The organism is Mycobacterium sp. E2479, assembly GCF_001667925.1.
Lineage (GTDB): Bacteria > Actinomycetota > Actinomycetes > Mycobacteriales > Mycobacteriaceae > Mycobacterium.
Map to the genome: position 1 here is coordinate 1 of NZ_LZJR01000078.1, position 20,888 is coordinate 20,888.

Annotated in this window: 20 protein-coding genes and 1 pseudogene; 10 read left to right on the top strand and 11 right to left on the bottom strand. The window is 68.2% G+C overall.

All coding sequences use genetic code 11. The annotated features are described in order from the left end of the window. From A5686_RS10590 to A5686_RS10600, 3 genes and pseudogenes are all read right to left on the bottom strand, one after another. A pseudogene (locus tag A5686_RS10590) lies at positions 1-433 on the bottom strand (hypothetical protein); the annotation flags it as partial. Positions 434-621: 188 nt separating this feature from the next. Then, the gene (locus A5686_RS10595; RefSeq protein ID WP_067933865.1) at positions 622-1,041 is read right to left on the bottom strand and encodes a cytochrome c oxidase subunit 4; all 420 of its coding nucleotides are present in this window, start codon (positions 1,039-1,041) and stop codon (positions 622-624) included. A gap of 13 nt (positions 1,042-1,054) precedes the next feature. Then, positions 1,055-2,155 (bottom strand): cytochrome c oxidase subunit II, encoded by a 1,101-nt coding sequence (locus A5686_RS10600; protein WP_156750032.1) that lies wholly within the window; start codon positions 2,153-2,155, stop codon positions 1,055-1,057. Positions 2,156-2,311: 156 nt separating this feature from the next. Here A5686_RS10600 and asnB point away from each other — a divergent pair, with 156 nt between their 5' ends. After that, a complete protein-coding gene (gene asnB / locus A5686_RS10605) occupies positions 2,312-4,270 on the top strand; it encodes an asparagine synthase (glutamine-hydrolyzing) (protein WP_067933869.1) in 1,959 nt (652 codons plus the stop codon). A 158-nt stretch (positions 4,271-4,428) separates the two neighbouring features. Here the strand turns inward: asnB and A5686_RS10610 are convergent, their stop codons facing one another. Further along, on the bottom strand, positions 4,429-5,400 hold the full coding sequence (locus tag A5686_RS10610; protein ID WP_067933871.1) for a carbohydrate kinase family protein: 972 nt from the start codon (positions 5,398-5,400) through the stop codon (positions 4,429-4,431). Positions 5,401-5,585: 185 nt separating this feature from the next. Here A5686_RS10610 and A5686_RS10615 point away from each other — a divergent pair, with 185 nt between their 5' ends. Beyond that, complete coding sequence (locus A5686_RS10615) at positions 5,586-6,263, top strand: hypothetical protein (RefSeq protein ID WP_067933872.1); 678 nt, start codon at positions 5,586-5,588, stop codon at positions 6,261-6,263. A 56-nt stretch (positions 6,264-6,319) separates the two neighbouring features. On the opposite strand, the gene A5686_RS10620 is transcribed toward A5686_RS10615, so the two are convergent. Next, on the bottom strand, positions 6,320-6,679 hold the full coding sequence (locus tag A5686_RS10620; protein WP_067933874.1) for an iron-sulfur cluster assembly accessory protein: 360 nt from the start codon (positions 6,677-6,679) through the stop codon (positions 6,320-6,322). A gap of 96 nt (positions 6,680-6,775) precedes the next feature. Next, entirely contained in the window at positions 6,776-7,852 is a 1,077-nt protein-coding gene (locus A5686_RS10625) for a glycerate kinase (RefSeq protein WP_067933893.1), read from the bottom strand. 190 nt (positions 7,853-8,042) lie between these two features. Between A5686_RS10625 and A5686_RS10630 the strand changes: the two genes are divergently transcribed. The 4 genes from A5686_RS10630 to A5686_RS10645 are packed head-to-tail and all read left to right on the top strand — an operon-like array spanning position 8,043 to position 11,121. Beyond that, a complete protein-coding gene (locus A5686_RS10630) occupies positions 8,043-8,729 on the top strand; it encodes a DUF3043 domain-containing protein (RefSeq protein WP_067933876.1) in 687 nt (228 codons plus the stop codon). Between the two features lie 27 nt (positions 8,730-8,756). Beyond that, entirely contained in the window at positions 8,757-9,293 is a 537-nt protein-coding gene (locus A5686_RS10635; protein ID WP_067933877.1) for a bifunctional adenosylcobinamide kinase/adenosylcobinamide-phosphate guanylyltransferase, read from the top strand. Beyond that, positions 9,290-10,363: a nicotinate-nucleotide--dimethylbenzimidazole phosphoribosyltransferase gene (gene cobT / locus A5686_RS10640; RefSeq protein ID WP_197520545.1), complete on the top strand. Its 1,074-nt coding sequence runs from the start codon at positions 9,290-9,292 to the stop codon at positions 10,361-10,363. Before A5686_RS10635 ends, cobT begins: the two co-directional genes overlap by 4 nt. Then, the gene (locus A5686_RS10645) at positions 10,360-11,121 is read left to right on the top strand and encodes an adenosylcobinamide-GDP ribazoletransferase (protein WP_067933881.1); all 762 of its coding nucleotides are present in this window, start codon (positions 10,360-10,362) and stop codon (positions 11,119-11,121) included. Before cobT ends, A5686_RS10645 begins: the two co-directional genes overlap by 4 nt. Before the next feature lie 9 nt (positions 11,122-11,130). Here A5686_RS10645 and A5686_RS10650 read toward each other — a convergent pair whose 3' ends face one another. Beyond that, positions 11,131-12,240, bottom strand: a complete 1,110-nt coding sequence (locus A5686_RS10650; RefSeq protein ID WP_067933882.1) for a branched-chain amino acid aminotransferase — start codon at positions 12,238-12,240, stop codon at positions 11,131-11,133. 55 nt (positions 12,241-12,295) lie between these two features. Beyond that, a complete protein-coding gene (gene gcvT, locus A5686_RS10655) occupies positions 12,296-13,390 on the bottom strand; it encodes a glycine cleavage system aminomethyltransferase GcvT (protein ID WP_197520544.1) in 1,095 nt (364 codons plus the stop codon). Between the two features lie 44 nt (positions 13,391-13,434). Here gcvT and A5686_RS10660 point away from each other — a divergent pair, with 44 nt between their 5' ends. After that, entirely contained in the window at positions 13,435-14,538 is a 1,104-nt protein-coding gene (locus A5686_RS10660) for an adenylate/guanylate cyclase domain-containing protein (protein ID WP_067933884.1), read from the top strand. 30 nt (positions 14,539-14,568) lie between these two features. After that, positions 14,569-16,116 (top strand): leucyl aminopeptidase, encoded by a 1,548-nt coding sequence (locus A5686_RS10665; RefSeq protein WP_067933886.1) that lies wholly within the window; start codon positions 14,569-14,571, stop codon positions 16,114-16,116. A gap of 7 nt (positions 16,117-16,123) precedes the next feature. Here the strand turns inward: A5686_RS10665 and A5686_RS10670 are convergent, their stop codons facing one another. Together A5686_RS10670 and A5686_RS10675 are read right to left on the bottom strand one after the other, a co-directional pair. Continuing rightward, on the bottom strand, positions 16,124-17,719 hold the full coding sequence (locus A5686_RS10670) for an NAD(P)/FAD-dependent oxidoreductase (RefSeq protein ID WP_067933888.1): 1,596 nt from the start codon (positions 17,717-17,719) through the stop codon (positions 16,124-16,126). Beyond that, positions 17,716-18,165, bottom strand: coding sequence for an SRPBCC family protein (locus A5686_RS10675; RefSeq protein WP_067933890.1), 450 nt, complete (start codon positions 18,163-18,165; stop codon positions 17,716-17,718). Before A5686_RS10675 ends, A5686_RS10670 begins: the two co-directional genes overlap by 4 nt. 142 nt (positions 18,166-18,307) lie before the next feature. On the opposite strand from A5686_RS10675, the gene A5686_RS10680 reads away from it, so the two are divergent. Continuing rightward, a complete protein-coding gene (locus A5686_RS10680; protein ID WP_067933896.1) occupies positions 18,308-18,649 on the top strand; it encodes an aminopeptidase in 342 nt (113 codons plus the stop codon). Between the two features lie 6 nt (positions 18,650-18,655). Here the strand turns inward: A5686_RS10680 and A5686_RS10685 are convergent, their stop codons facing one another. Then, positions 18,656-20,434 (bottom strand): SDR family oxidoreductase, encoded by a 1,779-nt coding sequence (locus A5686_RS10685; RefSeq protein WP_067933892.1) that lies wholly within the window; start codon positions 20,432-20,434, stop codon positions 18,656-18,658. A gap of 195 nt (positions 20,435-20,629) precedes the next feature. Here A5686_RS10685 and A5686_RS10690 point away from each other — a divergent pair. Beyond that, the coding region (locus tag A5686_RS10690; protein WP_304528440.1) for a biotin/lipoyl-containing protein at positions 20,630-20,888 on the top strand (259 nt) is incomplete at its 3' end.

Sequence of the window (20,888 nt, forward strand, 5' to 3'; positions counted from 1 at the left end):
ACTGACCGGCACCATGGGCGCGGCCCTGATCGCGTGCGCGGCAGCGACCGACACGACGGCGATCGGCCACGATGGCGGCGATCCCCACCACCCATGGCCAGCGCGCGGTGCTGCGCGCGGCGTCCGGGTCGGGGGATTCGTCGAAGTCGTCGTAGTCGTACAGGCGCAGATCGGCCGGCACGTAGGGGCCGGTAGTGAAGTGCTCGGACTCCGGTGCCGAGTAGGCCCGCGAGTACACGTCCGTCTCGTCGGTTTGATTCGCAGCGGCGTGTTCGGCGCTGTCCGCAAAGGGTTCCGGCTCGCCCTGGACATCGCGGCCGGCGCCGGGCTGCAGATCGTCGTCGGGCGCGCTGCCGGAATCCGGTTCGTGGCTGATCGGGTCGGCAGCGTCGGGTTTGTCAGGATCCCATGCCGGGGGTCTCGACCCGCTCATCTCTGCCTTTGCCTACCCTGTTCGACTGCCTCACCCGCGCGCAAGACTCCGCGATCACATCTGTTGCGGGCGCGCTGGGAAGCTCCTCGTTTGCCTGGGCAGAACACTACCGAACCCCCAAGGGGCAAAGCCGTCGTGGCGAACTGCCCACCAATCACGTGATCTGATTGTGACCTTTATGCCGCGAATCAGTGCTTCTCGGGACCGAGGTAGTACTCGAAGACCAGCCCGGCCACCGACGTCAGCACGAACATCACGCCGGCGACGATCAGCCACGGCAACCACAGCGCAATGCCCACCGCGACCACCGAAGCCGACAGCGCTACCAGAATCGGCCACCAGCTGTGCGGGCTGAAGAAGCCCAATTCGCCTGCTCCATCGCTGATCTCAGCGCCCTCGTAGTCCTCTGGCCGGGTGTCCAGTCGACGCGCCACGAAGCGGAAGAAGGTCGCCGTGATCAAGGCCAGGCCGCCGGTCAGCACCAGCGCGGTGGTGCCCGCCCACTCCACACCCCCGGTGGCGAAGACCGCGGTCAGCGCCCCGTAGAGCACCGCAACCACAATGAAGAACCCGGCGATGAATTCGAATAGCCTGGCTTCGATATGCATTTGGTGTCCTAACCTACTGGCTTCCCGCCAATTGACCGCGCTTGGTGTCGAACGGATGTGTGGTCACCGCGAGCGGGGGCTGCCCGATCGCCTGCAATGCCTCGGCGTTGCTCTTTCCACCCATCCGCTGCTGCAGGTAGGCCTTGAAGTCGTTGGGCGCGACGACCCGAACCTCAAAGTTCATCATCGAGTGATACGTCCCGCAGAACTCGGCGCAGTGGCCCACGAACGCACCCGGCGTCTGGATCTCCTCGGTCTGGAAGACGTGCACCGAGTTGTTCGCGTCGGCGTTGGGGATCACGTCGCGCTTGAACAAGAACTCGGGCACCCAGAACGTGTGAACCACGTCCGCGGACGCGAGATCGAATTCGATGCGCTTGCCGGTGGGCAGCACCAGCACGGGGATCTCCTGGCTGGATCCCAGCGTCTCGACCTTGTCGAAATTCAGGTACTGGCGGTCCGAGGTGTTGAACCCGCGGACGGCACCGACGCGCTCCTCACCGTGTGCGTCCTTGCCCTCCGGCTTGGACAGCATGGCCTTCTTGCGGGCCGGGTCCGTGCCGTCGTAGGTCAGCGTGCCGTCTTTGAAGGCCACGCGCTGGTAGCCGAACTTCCAGTTCCACTGGAAGGCCGTGACGTCGATCACTACCTCGGGATCCTTGGCCAGGTGCAGCATCTTCTCCTGCACCACCACGGTGAAGTAGAACAGCACCGAGATGATGAGGAACGGCGTCACCGTCAGCGCCAGCTCGAGCGGCATGTTGTAGCCGAACTGGCGGGGCAGCTCGGTGTCGGTGGCCTTCTTGCGGTGGAAGGCCGACGCCCAGAAGATCAGCCCGAACACGATGCCGCCGACGACGAGCGAGGCGATCACCGCGCCGATCCACAGTTCGCGGTTGAGGTGCGCCTCCGGCGTGATGCCCCGCGGCCAGCCCAGGGCCAGCGCGTCCGCCCAGCTGCTGCATCCGCTCAGGAACAACGCCAGCACGCCCAGCATGCACGTCAGCGCGAAGGGCCGAAGACGACGGGATACTCCCTGCGCCGCGCCCCCGGAATGGCGCCGAAAGCTGCCCTGCGACAAACGTTGCGAACGGTCCTGCTCGCGAGGGGTCACGTTAGCGCCTCCTGCTCGGATATCGAATACTACGCAGCGTAGACCACGCACCTGAGACGGGCGACGAAACCCCGGCCCGCCGGTCTGCTACACCTTTCACGACGTGCCGGGTGCGACGTCCACGGACGTGGGTCGAGTGCGGCATACTGGGGCGCCGTGTGTGGTCTGCTGGCGTTCGTTGCCGCCCCGGACGGCCCGGATGATGAAGCGGCCGCCGCCCGAGCCGATGAGGCCGTCGCGCGCGCTTCGCATTCGATGCGCCACCGCGGGCCCGACGAGCCCGGCACGTGGGTGGACCCGGACACCGACGGCTCCGCCGTCTTCGGCTTCAACCGGCTGTCCATCATCGACATCGCGCATTCGCATCAGCCACTGCGCTGGGGACCGCCCGAGGCACCCGGCCGCTACGTGCTGGTTTTCAACGGCGAAATCTACAACTACCTCGAGCTGCGCGACGAACTGGCCACCCGGCACGGCGCCGTCTTCGCCACCGACGGCGACGGCGAGACCATCGTCGCCGGCTACCACTGCTGGGGCACCGACGTCTTGACGCGACTGCGCGGGATGTTCGCGTTCGCGCTGTGGGATACAGAGACGCGTGAATTGTTCTGCGCCCGAGACCCTTTCGGCATCAAGCCACTTTTCATGGCGACCGGCACCGGCGGCACCGCGGTGGCCAGCGAAAAAAAGTGCCTGCTGGACCTGGCGCAACTGGTCGGCTTCGACACCGGGATCGACGAGCGGGCGGTGCAGCACTACACGGTGCTGCAGTACGTGCCCGAGCCGGAGACTCTGCACCGAGGGGTGCGCCGGCTCGAATCGGGCTGCTACGCCCGGATCCGTCCGGACCGCCTGCAACCGGAGATCACCCGGTATTTCGCGCCGCGCTTTGCCGCGGTGCCGATGACCCGCGATACCGAACAGGCCCGGTACGACGAGATCACCGCGGTGCTCGAGGACTCGGTGGCCAAACACATGCGCGCCGACGTCACCGTCGGGGCGTTCCTGTCCGGGGGAATCGATTCCACCGCCATCGCAGCGCTGGCCATCCGGCACAATCCCCGGCTGATCACGTTCACCACCGGTTTCGAGCGGGAGGGCTTCTCGGAGATCGACGTCGCGGTGGCCTCGGCCGAGGCGATCGGCGCCCGCCACATCGCCAAGGTGGTCACGCCCGACGAGTTCGTCGCCGCGCTGCCCGAGATCGTCTGGTACCTCGACGAGCCGGTCGCCGACCCCGCGCTGGTGCCGCTGTTCTTCGTCGCCCGGGAGGCCCGCAAGCACGTCAAGGTGGTGCTGTCCGGCGAAGGCGCCGACGAATTGTTCGGCGGCTACACGATTTACCGCGAGCCGCTGTCGCTGAAGCCCTTCAAATACCTGCCGCGGCCGCTGCGGCGGTCGATGGGCAAGGTGTCCAAACCCCTGCCCGAGGGAATGCGCGGCAAGAGCCTGCTGCATCGCGGCTCACTGACGCTCGAGGAGCGCTACTACGGCAACGCCCGCAGCTTCTCCGACGCGCAGCTGCGCGACGTGCTGCCGGGCTTCCGCGAGGAGTGGACCCACACCGACGTCACCGCGCCGGTGTACGCCGAATCGACGGGCTGGGATCCGGTGGCACGCATGCAGCACATCGACCTGTTCACCTGGCTGCGCGGCGACATCTTGGTCAAGGCCGACAAAATGACCATGGCCAACTCGCTGGAGCTTCGGGTGCCGTTCCTGGATCCCGAGGTGTTCGCCGTCGCGTCGAGGTTGCCGGTCGAGGCCAAGATCACCCGCTCGACGACGAAGTATGCGCTGCGGCGCGCATTAGAGCCGATCGTTCCGGCGCACGTGCTGCACCGGCCCAAGCTGGGGTTCCCGGTTCCGATCCGGCACTGGCTGCGCGCGGGCGAGCTGCTGGAGTGGGCCTACGCGATGGTCGACTCGTCGCAGGCCGATCGCCTGGTCGACCTCGCCGCCGTTCGCAGGATGCTCGACGAGCACCGCAACGGCGTCAGCGATCACAGCCGCCGGCTGTGGACCCTGTTGATATTCATGCTCTGGCACGCGATCTTCGTCGAGCACAGCGTGGTGCCGCAGATCAGCGAGCCGCATTATCCCGTGCAGCTGTGAGTGTGAGCCTTGGGCTTTGAGTGTGAACCCAGGGCTTTCAGTGTGAGCCTTGGGCGCAGGCCTTCGGCGTGTCGCCGCCGCCAGCTCACAGGCAAAGCCGTGGCTTCACGGGCAAAGCCCAGGGCTCACAGGCAAAGCCGTGGCTTCACAGCCAGGCTTCAGGCGAGGACCGCGGCGATATCGGCGGCCGCCTCGTCGCCGTAGGCGTCGGCCAGCCGGGTCTTGGCGACGGCGAGGTCCCACGTCCACTCCTGGGTTCCGGTGGACTCCAGCACCAGGACGGCGACCAGCGAGCCGAGCTGGGCGGACCGCTCGAGGCTGAGCCCGGCGATGCGACCGGTGAGGAAACCGGCCCGGAACGCGTCGCCGACGCCGGTGGGGTCGGTCTGGCTGGTTTCGGGCACCACGCCGACGTGGGTTGTGGTTCCGTCCCGCTCGACGATGTCGACGCCCTTGGCGCCCAGGGTGGTCACCCGCAGGTCGACCTTCTCCTGCACGTCGGCCTCGGACCAACCGGTCTTGGAAAGCAGCAGTTCCCACTCGTAGTCGTTGGTGAACAGATAGGCCGCCCCATCGACGAGCTTGTCGATCTCCGCGCCGGACAGGCGCGGCAGCTGCTGGGACGGGTCGGCGGCGAACGGTAGGCCGAGCGTCCGGCACTCCTCGGTGTGCACCACCATCGCGTCCGGGTCGTTGGCCCCCACGATCACCAGGTCGGGCTTGCCCCCGGAAGCGACGTCGGCGAGCTTGATGTTGCGGGCCTCCGACATGGCACCGGGATAGAAGGATGCGATCTGGGCCATGTCCAGGTCGGTGGTGCAGACGAAACGCGCGGTTTTCGCGGTCTGCGAGATCAGCACGTGGTCGCAGTTGACGCCGTGCGACTGTAGCCATTCGCGGTAGTCGCCGAAGTCGTCGCCGGCCGCACCCACCAGCGTTACGTCGCCGCCCAGCACGCCGATGGCGAAGGCGATGTTGCCCGCCACGCCGCCGCGGTGAATCACCAGGTCGTCAACCAGAAAACTCAGGGACACCTTCTGCAGGTGGTCGGCCAGCAGGTGCTCGGAAAACCGGCCGGGGAACCGCATCAGGTTGTCGGTCGCAATCGAACCTGTCACCGCGATCGTCACGAATACTCCATCCTTCGTTAGTAAGGTTATCTAGCTTACTCACGGGTCTCGACCGTCGCTTTGTGCACTCCTCGGCTTGAGGCCGTGCGCTAGCCTCCCTAGGGAACTCAACTCAAGTCGCCGGGATCACATTGCTCGGGCCGCAACCCCGCTCGCAGTCCCGTCTACCACCGAGGAGAACCACGATGGCAGGTCCGCACTCGCCGAACCACACCGTCGGCGGCGAAGGACCAACTCCCCCAAGCGAATCCCAGCCACTCGAATATCCCGATGACCCGAGTGCCGGTGGCCCGGGCTTCACCTCAGTTCCGCAGGCAGGACCTGCTTCCGCCAATTATGCCGGGCAGCCTCCCGCGGGCGTCCCCTACCCGCCGCAGCGGTCCAAGCGGCGGCTCATCGTCGGCATCGTGCTGGCCATCGCGCTCGTCGCGGTGCTGACGGTGGCCATCGTGTACGGGGTCCGCACCAACGGGGCCAACACCGGCACCACATTTTCCGAGGGCGCGGCGAAGACGGCCATCCAGGGCTATCTGGACGCGCTCGAGCACCGCGACATCGACGAGATCGCCCGCAACGCGCTGTGTGGCCTGTACGACGGCGTCCAGGACAAACGATCCGACCAGGCGCTGGCAAAGCTCAGCAGCGACGCCTTCCGCAAGCAGTTCTCCGAGGTCGAGCTGACGTCGATCGACAAGATCGTCTACCTGTCGCAGTACCAGGCCCAGGCGCTGTTCACCATGCGGGTGTCGCCGGTGAGCGGCGGCCCGATGCACGGCCAGGTGCAGGGCATCGCGCAGCTGCTCTTCCAGCGCGGACAGATCATGGTCTGCTCGTACGTGCTGCGCACCGGCGGCTCGTACTAGACATAGACCGCCAGCCGGACTGCGCAGCCCAGTGGCGGATCTGCGGGTTTAACCGATCAGTTGAACGAGTCGCCGCAGGCGCACGACCCGGTGGCGTTGGGGTTGTCGATGGTGAAGCCCTGCTTCTCGATGGTGTCGACGAAATCGATGGACGCACCCTCGACGTAGGGCGCACTCATCCGGTCCACCGTCAGCTTCACACCGCCGAACTCCGCGGTCAGGTCGCCGTCCAGCGTCCGGTCGTCGAAGAAGAGGTTGTAGCGCAGGCCGGCGCATCCACCGGGCTGCACCGCGATGCGCAGCGCCAGGTCATCGCGGCCCTCCTGGTCCAGCAGGGACTTTGCCTTGGTGGCGGCGGCCTCGGTCAGGATCACGCCGTGAGTCGTCGTGGCGTTCGACTCGTTTTGCACCGTCATTGCTTCTCCTACATCCCTCATCGTTGGGTGGGGTCGTTCACGCCCGAAATCGCCGGCTTACGCCGGGCGATCCGGACCGCCCGAAAGTCCACTCCATCAACGGTACCTTGCAGGACCGGTATTCCCGAGTCGCGCCGCAACTACGGATGCCAACCCCATCAATTGGTTCGCCGCGTCGGCCTGCGCCAATCGCACCGATCCGGCGTGCTCGGCGATGGATAACGCCGCCATGATTCCCGCCGAGCGCACTGTCGCGTTGTCGAGGTCGACCTGGCCGGCCAGCACGACCACCGGAATCCCCCGCGGCCGGGCCGCCTTGGCGAGAAATCCGACCACCTTCCCGTGCAGGGACTGCTCGTCGAACCGGCCCTCACCAGTGACGATCATCTCGGCGGTGTCCAGGTCGTCGGACAACCGGGTGTGCTCGGCGATGATGGCCGCACCGGACTCACAGCGTCCGCTGAGCGCCAGCAGCCCGGCGCCGATGCCGCCGGCGGCCGCGGCGCCCGGCTCGGCGCTCACGTCCCGTCCGGCCACCGCCTCCAGGATCAGCGCCCAGGCCTGCAGGCGAACTTCCAGCGCGGCGACGGTGGCCGTGTCGGCGCCCTTCTGCGGTCCGAACACCCGGGCCGCCCCCCACGGTCCCAGCAGCGGGTATTCGGTGTCGGAGGCGGCGATCAGCTCCACGTTGCCCAGTTTCCGGCGGGCGGTGTCCAGGCCACCGAGTTCGGCGATCATGCCCTGCCCGCCGTCGGTGCAGGCACTGCCGCCCAACCCGACCACGATGCGGGTCGCACCCACCCGTAGCGCCTCGGCGATCAGCTGCCCCACTCCTTTGCTGTGCGCCGCCATTGCGGTCTCCGGAGTGGGTGCTCCACCGATCAACGCCAAACCGCACGCTTGCGCGCACTCCAGGTAGGCGGTGGTCGAGCCGCGATCGAACACCCACTCGGCTTCGACCGTGGTTTTCAGCGGTCCGGACACCCGCAGGCGCCGCGTCTCCCCCAGCCGGCTGGCCAGCACCTCGACGAAGCCGGGACCGCCGTCGGACTGCGGGGCGACGATGAACCGGTCGCCGGGACGCGAGCGCGTCCAGCCGGTAGCGATGGCGGCGGAGGCTTCGAGGGCCGACATGCTGTCGGCGTAGCAGTCCGGGGCCACCAGAACCTGCATGGCCGGCAATTGAAGACGGCCGGGGGCCAGGCCGGGACCATCATCCTCAGAGTCCACTGCCCCGTCGTCCATCAATTGCAGCCGTTCATCTCGTGTAAGAGTAGGGCCAAGTGAGGCACTAAGCAGGCCTAATAGGAAGGCATTCCAGGCGAATTCCGGCGCGAGCCATCCGGGAAGTAACCTGACCACTGTGAAGCTGTTGGGCCGCAAGAAAGGCCAGGACACCGACCTCGACGAGACCGCCTCGGCCGCCTCGGAAGTTGCCGGCGCCGCGGGCGCCACCACCCGCGAGGCGCAGCGGACGGGCCCCAAGGGACGGCCCACCCCCAAGCGCAACGAGGCCCGCCGCAGCGCCAGGAAGGGACCGACCGCGCCCGCCCCCATGACGGCCGCCGAGGCGCGGGCCCGGCGCAAATCACTGGCCGGTCCCAAGCTGAGCCGCGAGGAGCGCCGGGCGGACAAGGCCGCCAGCCGCGCCCGCATGTCTGATCGACGGCAGCGGATGATGGCCGGCGAAGAGGGCTATCTGTTGCCGCGGGACCAGGGACCCGTCCGCCGCTACGTTCGCGACGTGGTGGACTCCCGGCGCAATCTGCTGGGCCTGTTCATGCCGTCGACCCTGTTCCTGATGTTCATCATGTTCGGCGTGCCGCAGCTGCAGCTGTGGATGTCGCCGGCCATGCTGGCGCTGATGGCCGTGATGAGCGTCGACGGCCTGATCCTGGGCCGCAAGGTCAGCAGGCTGGTCGACGCGAAATTCCCGAACAACACCGAAAGTCGTTGGAAGCTAGGCCTATACGCCGCAGGCCGGGCGTCTCAGATGCGCCGGATGCGAACGCCGCGGCCCCAGGTCAAGCACGGCAGCAGTGTCGATTAGAGCTCGCCGGAAGGCGGGCTGACACCGGTGCGCACTCTGGTGCTCGGCGGGATCAGGTCAGGCAAATCACAGTGGGCGGAGGAAGCCATCGCCGACGGGTTGCCCGCCGGGCAGGCGGTTCACTACCTGGCGCCCGGGTCCGTCGGCCACGACGATGCGGCCTGGGCGCATCGGATCGCCCAGCATCGCAGCCGCCGGCCCGCGCACTGGTCGACGATCGAAACCGACGACATCGCAACGCAATTGCGTCGATCGCCGCAGACCCCCACGCTGGTCGACGATCTGGGCATCTGGCTGACCGGCGTGCTGGACCGCACCGAGGCATGGGATGGTGGCTCGGTGGCCGTCCCCGTCGATGACGTGCTGGCCGCGGTCGGCGACTTCGCCTCCCCGCTGGTGCTGGTCAGCCCGGAGGTGGGGCTGACCATCGTGCCCGCCACCGCCTCCGGACGCCGGTTCGCCGACGAACTGGGCAGCCTCAACCAGCGCCTCGCACGGCTGTGCGACCGGGTGGTGCTGGTGGTCGCCGGGCAGCCGGTACCGATCAAACCGCCGGGTGCCTGATGGAATTCGCCGCCGTCTCGCCGCCCGATGCGGGGGCCGCCGCCGCCGCCCGTGCCCGCCAGGACACCCTGACCAAGCCCAAGGGCGCCCTGGGCCGCCTCGAGGATTTGTCGGCATGGGTCGCGTCTTGTCAAGGACAGTGCCCGCCAAGACAATTCGAGCGCGCCCGGGTGGTGGTGTTCGCCGGTGACCACGGCGTCGCCCGCGCAGGGGTGTCGGCGTACCCCCCGGAGGTGACCGCGCAGATGGTCGCCAACTTCGATGCCGGGGGGGCAGCAATCAACGCCCTGGCCGGCATCGCGGGCGCGACGGTGCGGGTCGCGGATCTCGCGGTCGATGCGGACGCGTTGACCGACCGGATCGGCTCCCACAAGGTGCGCCGCGCCAGTGGCGACATCCGAGTTGAGGACGCGTTGAGCGACGACGAGACCACGCGGGCTCTCGAGGCCGGCGCCGCCATCGCCGACGAGGAGGTCGATGCCGGGGCCGACCTGCTGATCGTCGGTGACATGGGGATCGGAAACACCACGGCCGCAGCGGTATTGGTGGCGGCGTTGACGAACGCCGAGCCGGTCGTCGTGGTGGGATTCGGCACCGGGATCGATGACGCCGGGTGGGCTCGCAAGACGGCCGCGGTGCGCGATGCCCTGTTCCGGTCGCGGCAGGTGCTACCGGATCCGGTCGCGCTGCTGCGCCGCGCCGGGGGCGCCGACCTGGCGGCGATGGCCGGCTTTTGCGCTCAGGCCGCGGTCCGGCGCACACCACTGCTGCTCGACGGCATGGCGGTGACGGCGGCAGCACTGGTCGCCGAGCACCTGGCGCCGGGCGCCCGACTGTGGTGGCAAGCCGGTCACCGGTCCACCGAGCCCGCCCACACGCTGGCGCTGACGGCGCTGGATTTGGAGCCGATTCTCGACCTGCGGATGCGACTGGGTGAGGGCACCGGCGCTGCCCTCGCGCTGCCGGTGTTGCGCGCCGCGGTGGCCGCCCTGTCGTCGATGGCGACCTTCACCCAAGCCGGTGTGTCCAACCGCGGCGACGGCCCAGCTCAGCCCGCTCCCCCGTCGTGATCCGTTCTCTGGCAACCGCTTTCGCGTTCGGGACGGTGCTGCCCGTCCCGCACGGCGACGCGCCGATGGGCCGCGGCGCCATGACCGCGCTGCCGGCGGTTGGCGCCGCCTTGGGGGCGTTGGCCGCGGCCGTGACCTGGGGTGGGATTCAGGTGTTCGGGGCGTCCGGCCCGCTGCCCGGTCTGCTCGCGGTCACGGTGCTGCTGCTGGTGACCCGCGGCTTGCATCTCGACGGTGTCGCCGATACCGCCGACGGCCTGGGCTGCTATGGGCCGCCGCAGCGCGCCCTGGCGGTGATGCGCGCAGGATCGACCGGGCCGTTCGGCGTCGCCGCCGTAGTCGTGGTGATCATGTTCCAGGCATTGGCGTTTTCGGCGCTGGCGGCCCCCGGCCCGGTCGTCCCCGGCGTGGCCGCGGTGGGCGTGGCGGTTTTCGCAGGCCGAGTGGCCGCGGTGCTGGCCGGCCATCGGGCGGTGCCGGCGGCCGACGGCAGCGCCCTGGGCGCGCGGGTCGCCGGAAGCCAGCCGACCCCGGTGGTGGCGGCCTGGGTCGCGGTGCTGCTGGCGGTTTCGCTGGTGGCCGGGCCGCGGCCGTGGCAGGGACCGGTGGCGGTGCTGGTGGCCCTGGGCTGCGGCGCGATCCTGGTGCGGCACTGCGTTCGCCGGTTCGGCGGCATCACCGGTGACGTACTGGGCGCCGCGATCGAACTGACCGCGACGGTGGCCGCGGTGCTGCTCGCCGGGCTGGTGCGGTTTTAGCTCACCGCGTCAGCCCAGCCTCGCCATCCAACCGTGGGTGTCGGCGAAGGTGCCGCGCTGAATCCCGGTCAGGGTGTCGCGCAGCGCCATCGTCACCTCACCGGGCTGGCCGTCGGCGACGGTGAACTCGGCGTCGCCGTACTTCACGTGCGACACGGGGGTGATGACGGCGGCGGTACCGCAGGCGAACACCTCGGTGATCTCGCCGGCCGCGGCCTTCTTCTGCCATTCGTGGATATCGATCCGGCGTTCCTCGATGGCGAATCCGGCGTCAATGGCCAGCTGCAGCAACGAGTTTCGGGTGATGCCGGGCAGCAGTGAGCCGGACAGCTCCGGGGTGACCAGTCGCGCCGACCCGCCGCTGCCGAACACGAAGAAGATGTTCATCCCGCCCATCTCTTCGACGAAACGCCGCTCGACGGCGTCGAGCCACACCACCTGATCGCAGCCATTGGCCGCGGCTTCGGCCTGAGCCGACAAGGAGGCCGCGTAGTTGCCGCCGAACTTGGCCGCGCCGGTCCCGCCGGGGCTGGCCCGCACGTACTCCGTCGACACCCATACGGTCACCGGGCTGATGCCACCCTTGAAATAGGCGCCGGCCGGCGAGGCGATCAGCAGATAGCGGTATTGCTTGGACGGCCGCACCCCCAGACCGGGCTCGGTGGCGATGACGAACGGGCGCAGGTACAGCGCCTCCTCGCCGCCGGCGGCCGGAACCCATGCGTTGTCGACGGCGATGAGCTGGCGCAGCGATTCCATGAACAGCTCTTCGGGCAGCTCCGGGATCGCCAGCCGCTGCGCCGAGGACCGCAGCCGGGCGGCGTTGGCCTCGGCGCGAAACGACACGATCGAGCCGTCGGCCCAGCGGTACGCCTTGAGTCCCTCGAAGATCTCCTGCGCGTAGTGCAGCACTAACGCCGACGGGTCCAGCTCGATCGGGCCGTAGGGGATGACGCGCGCGTTGTGCCAACCCCCGCCGGTCTCGTCGTAGTCGATCGACACCATGTGATCGGTGAAGTACTTGCCGAAACCGGGCTCGGCCAGGATGGTTTCGCGTTCAGCATCGGTTGCCGGATTTGCCGAGCGCGAAACCGTGAACTCGAGGGAGCCACTGGTCATTGGCTGATTGTATATCCGCCTACCGAATCGGATTTCGCCCGCGCAAGCGGCGCGGCTAGCGGGTTTTCACCGCGACGAAGGGCGGACGCACGACTTCACATGCGGCGCGACGGCCGCGAACGTCGACGGTGATCTCCTGACCGTCCTCGATCCCGGCATCGGTGTCGATGAGCGCCAGTGCGATCCCGGCCTGCAGCGTCGGGGAGAACGTGCCCGAGGTGGTGACACCCACCGGGGTGTCACCGGCGAGCACCGTCAGCCCGGGGCGCAGCACGCCGCGGCCCACCATCCGCAGCCCGCGCAGCAGCCGCGCGGGACCCGCCTGCTTCTCGGCCAACAGGGCGTCCCGGCCGAAGAACGCTTCCTTCTTCCAGCCGATCGCCCAGCCGCAGCGCGCCTGCAGCGGGGAAATGTCGAGGGCAAGTTCATGGCCGTGCAGCGGATAACCCATCTCGGTGCGCAGGGTATCCCGCGCACCCAGGCCGGCCGGTTCGCCGCCGGCCGCGCTGACCGCCGCGGCCAGGGCGTCGAACACCACACCGGCGGAGTCCCACGGCGGCAGCAGCTCGTAGCCATGCTCGCCGGTGTAGCCGGTGCGACAGACCCGCACCGGCACGCCGGAGAACGACGTGTCGGCATACGCCATGTAATCCATGTCGTTGGGCAGGCCCAGTTCGCCGAGCACGTCGGCCGATCGCGGTCCCTGCACGGCCAGCACGGCATACGCGCGGTGCCGGTTGGTAACGGTCAGCCCGCTCGGGGCGGCGGCCTGCAGCGCGGCGACCACGGCAGCGGTGTTGGCGGCGTTGGGCACCAGGAAGATCTCGTCGTCGTCGACGTAGTAGGCGATCAGGTCGTCGACGACGCCGCCGGACTCGTTGCAGCACAACGTGTATTGCGCCTTACCCGGCCCGATGCGATTCAGGTCGTTGGTGAGCGCGGAGTTGACGAACCGCGCCGCCCCAGGGCCGCGGACCAATGCCTTGCCCAGGTGGCTGACGTCAAAGAGGCCGACCGCGTTGCGCGTCGCGTTGTGCTCACTGACGGTGCCGGCGTACGACACCGGCATCAGCCAGCCGCCGAACTCGGCGAAGCTCGCGCCCATATCGCGATGACGGTCTTCCAGCGGTCCGTGCTCCAGCTCGCTCACGGCGTCCCACCCTAATCCGCTCCGGTGCTGGCACACTTGGGCAGGTGTCCGAGTCGTATGACTTCGATGAGCTCGAGGCCGCCGGGATCGCCAACCCGCGGGAACGGGCCGACCTGATCAAGTACTTGGACGATCTTGGCTTCACGATCGACGAGATGGTCGAAGCCGAACGGCGCGGCCGCCTGTTCGGGCTGGCCGGTGACGTCCTGGCCTGGTCGGGTCGCCCGATCTATACCGTGCAAGCCGCGGCCGAGCAACTCGGCATATCGGCCGAAGAGGTGGCGCACGCGTGGGCTTTGCTCGGCTTGACCGTCGCCGGGCCCGACGTTGCGGTGCTGAGCCAGGCCGACGTCGACGCGTTGTCGACCTGGGTCGCGCTCAAGGTGGTGGTGGGTGAGGACGGCGCACACGGCATGCTGCGGGTCCTCGGCGCCGCGATGGCCCGGCTCGCGGAGGCCGAGTCGACGGCCATCCGCGCCGGGACGCCGGACATCCAGATGACCCATACTCACGACGAGCTCGCCACGGCGCAGGCGTACCGAGCGGTCGCGGAGTTCGTCCCCCGGATCGGTCCACTGATCGACGTCGTGCACCGCCACCACCTGACCGGCGCGCGCACCCACTTCGAGGGCGTCCTTCGCGACACCTCGGCAAGCGTGGTGTGCGGGATCGGTTTTGCCGATCTGTCCGGTTTCACCGTGCTCACCAACGCGCTTACCCCCGCGCAGTTGTCGGACCTGCTCAACGAGTTCGCCGGAACGGTCTCTGACGTGGTCCTCCGCGATGGCGGCCGGGTGGTGAAGTTCATCGGCGACGAGGTGATGTGGGTGAGCGCGTCGGCCGAGCAACTCGTCAGGGCGGCGGTCGATCTCGTCGACCACCCGCGGGCGCGCGAGGAGGGTCTGCAGGTGCGTGCCGGCCTCGCCTACGGCAGCGTCTTGGCGATCAACGGCGACTACTTCGGCGGTCCGGTCAACCTGGCGGCGCGACTCGTGGCGGCGGCGGCTCCGAGACAGATACTTGCCGACTCGGCGGTGCACGACGAGTTGCCGGACCGGCCGGCGGTCGCCCATGGCCCGTTGATGCTCAAGGGATTTGACGACCCGGTACCGGCGTTCGACCTGAGCGCCAGGACACCACCGAGCTAGACCGATCCGCGATGACTAGGGTGATTACGCGTGAGTACCGAACCGGGATACCAGGCCCCTGCCGTCACCGTCGCCTCCTCGCTGCCACGGCGCGCCGCGACATCCACCGTGTTGATCGTGCCCGTCATCTCAACCGGCGAGGACGACAAGCCGGGCGCGGCCGTTGTGGCGGCCGAGCCGTTCCTGTCGTCCGGGGCGGTCGCAGAGATCGATTCGGGCCTGCGGGCGCTGGAGGCCACCGGGAGCGCCGAACAGGTGCACCGGCTGGTGGCACCGTCGCTGCCGGTGTCCAGCGTGCTGACCATCGGCCTGGGCAAAGGCCGGTCCGAGTGGCCGGCCGACACCGTCCGGCGCGCCGCCGGCGTGGCCGCGCGGTCGCTCGGCAAGACCGAATCGGTGATCACCACGCTGGCCGAACTGCCCGGTGCAGGCGTCGCCTCGGCCGCCGTCGAGGGCCTGATCCTGGGCAGCTACCGGTTCACCGAATTTCGCAGCGACAAGACGGCCCCCAAAGACCCGGGGCTGCGCAAAATCACGGTGCTGGCCACCGCGAGGGACGCCAAGAACGACGCCGCGCACGCCGCCGCCGTATCGGCGGCCGTCGCCACGGCGCGCGACTTCGTCAACACCCCGCCCAGTCATCTGTTCCCTGCCGAATTCGCCAGGCGCGCAAAAGCTTTGGGTGAGTCCGTCGGCCTCGAGGTGGAGGTGTTGGACGACAAGGCGCTGCAGAAGGGAGGTTACGGCGGAATCATCGGCGTCGGGCAGGGCTCGTCGCGTCCGCCCCGGCTGGTGCGCCTGACCCACCGCGGCTCGAAGCTGGCCAAGAAACCGAAGCAAGCGAAGAAGGTGGCGCTGGTCGGCAAGGGCGTCACGTTCGACACGGGCGGCATTTCGATCAAGCCGGCGGCGGGGATGCACCACATGACCTCGGACATGGGTGGTGCCGCTGCCGTGATCGCGACCGTCGCACTGGCTGCGCAGCGCAAACTTCCGATCGACGTGATCGCCACCGTGCCGATGGCCGAGAACATGCCGTCGGCCACGGCGCAGCGCCCCGGCGACGTGCTCACACAGTACGGCGGGATCACGGTGGAGGTGCAGAACACCGACGCGGAGGGCAGGCTCATCCTGGCCGATGCCATCGTGCGGGCGTGCGAGGACAACCCCGACTACCTGATCGAGACGTCCACGCTGACCGGCGCGCAGACGGTGGCGCTGGGCGCCCGGATCCCCGGGGTGATGGGCAGCGACGAGTTTCGCGACCGCGTCGCGTCGATCTCGCAGCGGGTCGGCGAAAACGGCTGGCCGATGCCGCTGCCCGACGAACTCAAGGAAGACCTCAAGTCCACGGTGGCCGACCTGTCGAACATCAGTGGCCAGCGCTTCGCCGGCATGCTGGTGGCGGGGGTGTTTTTGCGTGAATTCGTCGCCGAGGGCGTGAGTTGGGCGCACATCGACGTGGCCGGACCGGCCTACAACACCGGCAGCCCGTGGGGCTACTCGCCCAAGGGCTCCACCGGCGTGCCGACACGGACCATGTTCGCGGTGCTCGAGGACATCGCCGACAAGGGCTAGTAAAGGGCTAGCCGGTCAGCCGTTTGATCACGGCCGGGCCCAATTTGCGGCGTGGCCAGCCGGTCGCGCCATCGCCGGCCAGTGCCGCATTCGCCGCGTTACGCCCGCACGCTCCGTGTACCGAGCCACCCGGTGTGGCCGACGCGCTGCCCAAATACAGCCGCTCGACCGGTGTTTCGGCCCGACCCATGCCGGGTGCGGGGCGAAAGACCAGCATCTGTTGCAACTGCGCGGTACCGCCATTGAGCGCCCCGAGATGCAAGTTGGCGTCGCTGGCCTCGAGATCCGACGGCCGCTGCACGAACCGGTCGATCACCGCCGAACCGAATCCCGGTGCGTGCTCTTCGATGACCCGGTCCACCGCGGCGGCCAGCCGGTCCGCGGAAGCGTCGTCAAAAACATTTCGCGGCAAATGCGTGTAGGCCCAGACGCTTTCGGTGCCGGTCGGTGATCTGCTGGGATCCGCAATGGTGGTCTGGCCCAATAACATGAACGGATGCTCGGGTATGACGCGGGTGTTCAAGTCGGCCATCCAGCGAATAAGCCCATCCCCGTCTGCGCCCAGGTGGACGGTGCCCACCGACCGCAGGTTTTGGGCCCGCCACGGAATCGGTGTTGCCAGCGCATAGTTGACTTTCACCACCGGCGGATCCCATTCGTAGTGTTGGAGGTCGCGAAGGAGCGCTGGCGGGACCGCGTCCGGGGGTAGCATGTCGCAGAACAATCGCGGGGCCGTCACGTCGGCCACCACCGCGCGGCGGGCAGTCACCGACCGTCCCTGCGCGGTGGTCACGCCGACTGCCCGGCCGCCCCGTACCTGGATGCGAGAAACGTTCTGATCGCACTCGATTCGCGCCCCGGCCGAGCAGGCGCGCTTCACCAGCGCCGCGGTGAGTTGGCCCGACCCGCCGACCGGCACCGGCCAGCCGCGATCCTGTGCCAGCATCGTCATCAGGAAGCCCATGGCGCCGCTGATGGGTGCGTCCGGCGGGACATCGGCGTGCATCGCATTGCCTAACAGCAACACTCGCGGTGCCTCACCGTCAAACAATTGACCAGCCATGGCATTGGCCGGCTGCACCAGCAGACGCGCGACCCGAACCGCTTCCGGCGTGCCGAGTTTGCGCAGCAGCCCGAGCAGCGGACGCACCGGCGGAAAAGGCGCCAGCATGGCGTCGAGCAGTGGGGTCTTGATCTTGTTCCACAGCTCCACCAGCCGCCACCAGTTCTCGCCGTCAGCGGGTACTCGCCGCGCGAATTCCGCTGCCGTCTGGGCGGGATCGTGATACACCAGCGGTGGGTCATCGTCGGAGGCGTTGCGCGGGTGACCGACCACGGTCGGCGCATGCGACCATCGCAACCCGTGATCCTCCAACCGCAGCGCCGTCATCGCCGGAGACGCCACGGTCATCGGATAGTAGGAACTGAACAGGTCGGTGATGTAGCCCGGCGTCAGCTCCGCGCTGCGTACGGCTCCACCCGGTTCGGGCTGGGCTTCCAGTACCAGAACGTCCCAGCCGGCGTCGGCGAGCATCGACGCCGCCACCAGTCCGTGATGTCCCGCCCCGATCACGACGGCATCGGCGGTGTCGGCCACGGTCACTTTACCTGGCTCGGCTCCAAGCGTTCCGACAAAGCCGCCAGCCGCCACAGGCACTCCATGTTGCGCGGATAGGCCGCCGCCAGCGCAACCGAATCAGGAACGACCCCCATTGGCCCTTCGGCGGGCACTTCGATCATCTCGATCCGGCAGCCCTCGGGAATCTCGTGTAGCAGCATGGTGATTCGCGCGGCACCCAGCGGACCCAGCCGGGCAAGCAGCACCAGCTTGTGCGGCGGTTCGCTTTCTTCCACGATGGTCGCGTCGTTGATGACCAGCGGCCAAATCCCGATCGAGTGCTTGATCGAGGAGCCCGGCTCGGGCCAGTTCGGATCGACGGCCCGCATGCGGCTATTGCCCACCACCCACTGGGTGTAGGTCCAGCCCTGTGCTAGCACCTCCCACACCCGCTCACACGACCGGGGCACCTCGCGCGTTGCAGTGATCACGTCAAAAACCCTCCATCTCTTTCGGCTAGGCGGCGGATACCCGACAATCGAGGTGTTATTCGGCCTCGACCTCGGGTTTACCGGCGCTGGACTGCGGTTAATCTCCCTAGCGGTCGAATCCTGGACGACGAAAGGCGAAACCATGACGATGCGACGGTTGGTCATCGGTGTGGGAGCCGTGCTGCTATTGGCCGGAGTCATCGGACTGTTGGTGCCCGTGTCGGTTTCCGACAGCAACGGCCATTCGGTCGGATGCGGAAACGCCGTGGCGACGGACCTTTCTGCGGCCAGAAGCGCCAACAACAGCAGTGGGGCAAATATCCCCATCCTGAATCAGATCGTCCCGCACACCGACTATGTAGCGCAGTGTCAGTCGTCGGTGAGCGGCCGGCGCGCGTGGGCGATACCGCTGGCCGTGCTCGGGGTCATCGCGATCGGCGCGACGTTGCTGACTGGACGTCGCGGTGCGTCGCCGGGCGTTTAGCCCGCCTCAGATAACCCGCAACCGTGCGGCGTTACGCAGCCCCTGCGGCGCCAGGCGCGAAAGACCGTACAGCGCATAGGCTTCCGGTGCCACCGGGCGAATCGGCTTCTTCTTCTTGACCGAAGACAGGATCGCGTTGGCAACCTTGTCCGGGCCGTAGTGCCGCAGCGCGAACATCTTGCCCAGTTGCCCGCGGCGGTCGTCGACGACGTTGGATTGCTTTCCCACGGGCGCATCGAATCGGGTGGTGTTGATGATGTTGGTGTCGATCACGCCGGGGCAGATCGTGGTCAGGCCCACGCCGGCGGCGTCGAGTTCGGCGCGTAGGCAGTCCGAGAACATGTAGGTCGCCGCCTTGGACGTGCAGTAGGCGTTCAACGACTGCAGCGGGGCGTAGGCCGCCATCGACGACACGTTGACGATATATCCGCCGGTGCCGCGTTCCACCATCCGCCGGGCGAACGACCGGCAGCCGTTGACCACGCCACCGAGGTTGACGTCGAGCACCCGGTCGAACTGCTCGGCCGGGGTATCCAGGAATCCGCCCGCGTGACCGATGCCGGCGTTGTTGACGACGATGTCCGGCACGCCGTGTTCGCTGCTGACCCGCTCGGCGAACGACTCCACCGCCGCCGCATCGGACACATCGAGAACGTAGGCGTGCGCGACGCCACCGCGGGTGGCGATCTCGGCAGCCGTGGCCTTGACGGCGGCTTCGTCGATATCGCTGATCACCAGCTCGGCGCCTTCACGGGCGAACGCAAACGCCGTCGCGCGGCCGATTCCGCTGCCGGCTCCGGTGACTGATACCAGGGTGTCGCCGAACGACCCGCGGGGGCGCCCCACTTGCGCGCGCAGCAATGCACGGCTGGGTTGCTTGCCCTCGGCCTGATCGGCGAACTCGCGCACCGCGGCCGCCATCACCTGCGGATGCGACATCGGCGAGAAGTGACCGGCTTGGATGTCGCGGCGCCACAGCCGCGGCACGAAGCGCGGTGTGTGGTCGTAGCCGTAGGGCCGCACGTACTTGTCTTTGGTGTTGACGATGAGCTGCACCGGTACATCGATGACCGCGACGCCCTGCTTGCGACCGGAGAACGATCGAAAGTAGTTGGCGGGATAGGTCTTCACCGACTGCGCGGCATCCCTGGCCAGCTTCTCGGAGTGGTGGATCTGCTCGACGGGGATGTTGTCGACCGCGTTGCGGCGCAGCGCCGGAACCGCCAGGGTGAGCCGGAGGAACAACGGCGCGAGCACTGGGATCGAGAAGAAGATCATGTAGGTCAGCCGCAGCGCCTGGCTGATCGCCCGGGCAAAGGTGCGCGGCTTCCAGGGTGTCCGCAGGCCGCTGAAGATGTAGTCGACCAGCTGGTCTTGAGCGGGGCCGGACACCGAGGTGAACGTGGCAACCCGGTCATCGGCGCCGGGACGCTTCAGGTAGTGCCACACCCCCACCGAGCCCCAGTCGTGGGCCAGCACGTGCACGGGCCGGCCCGGGCTCAGCTCGCCGGTCACCGCCGCGAAGTCGTCGGCGAAGCGGTCCATGGTGTAGGCCGACACCGGCTTGGGCACCGACGACATGCCGACGCCGCGGTTGTCGTAGCGGATGATCCGGAACCGCTCGGCCAGCAGCGGGACGACCCCGTCCCACAGCACATGCGAGTCGGGGAAGCCGTGCACGAGCACGACCGTGGGGCCCTCGGGGTTGCCCTCTTCGTAGACCGCGATGCGGGCGCCGTCGGCGCTGTCGACGAAATGTTGAGGTACGTGTTGTGATGGCGGCATTGGGCCCTCCCCGCTCTGGCTGTGGTGGCCACACCGTAGCAAGCGTGATCGGGGTCACCCGCCCAGCGCGGGTATCCGCCCTGGATGTGTGCCGACAAGGGCGCAGTGACAGGATAGTTTTGGATTGCTACTTCGCCTTCCCACGCGAGCTGATCGACCCACCCCGACCCACGAGCGATCGAGGAGTCAGAAAAGATGGCCTTCTCCGTCCAGATGCCGGCACTCGGTGAGAGCGTCACCGAGGGGACGGTCACCCGCTGGCTCAAGCAGGAAGGCGATACGGTCGAGCTCGACGAGCCCCTCGTCGAGGTGTCCACCGACAAAGTCGACACCGAAATCCCGTCGCCGGCTGCCGGTGTCCTGACCAAGATCGTCGCCCAGGAGGACGACACCGTCGAGGTGGGCGGCGAGCTGGCCGTGATCGGCGACGCCTCCGAGGGTGGCGCGGCGGGTG

Bases quoted from the DNA above. Each gene is read 5' to 3' on its own strand.
- A5686_RS10595 (WP_067933865.1), bottom strand. From the start codon at position 1,041: ATGCATATCGAAGCCAGGCTATTCGAATTCATCGCCGGGTTCTTCATT.
- A5686_RS10615 (WP_067933872.1), top strand. From the start codon at position 5,586: ATGGCAGGTCCGCACTCGCCGAACCACACCGTCGGCGGCGAAGGACCA.
- A5686_RS10620 (WP_067933874.1), bottom strand. From the start codon at position 6,679: ATGACGGTGCAAAACGAGTCGAACGCCACGACGACTCACGGCGTGATC.
- A5686_RS10625 (WP_067933893.1), bottom strand. From the start codon at position 7,852: ATGCAGGTTCTGGTGGCCCCGGACTGCTACGCCGACAGCATGTCGGCC.
- A5686_RS10650 (WP_067933882.1), bottom strand. From the start codon at position 12,240: ATGACCAGTGGCTCCCTCGAGTTCACGGTTTCGCGCTCGGCAAATCCG.
- A5686_RS10680 (WP_067933896.1), top strand. From the start codon at position 18,308: ATGACGATGCGACGGTTGGTCATCGGTGTGGGAGCCGTGCTGCTATTG.
- A5686_RS10685 (WP_067933892.1), bottom strand. From the start codon at position 20,434: ATGCCGCCATCACAACACGTACCTCAACATTTCGTCGACAGCGCCGAC.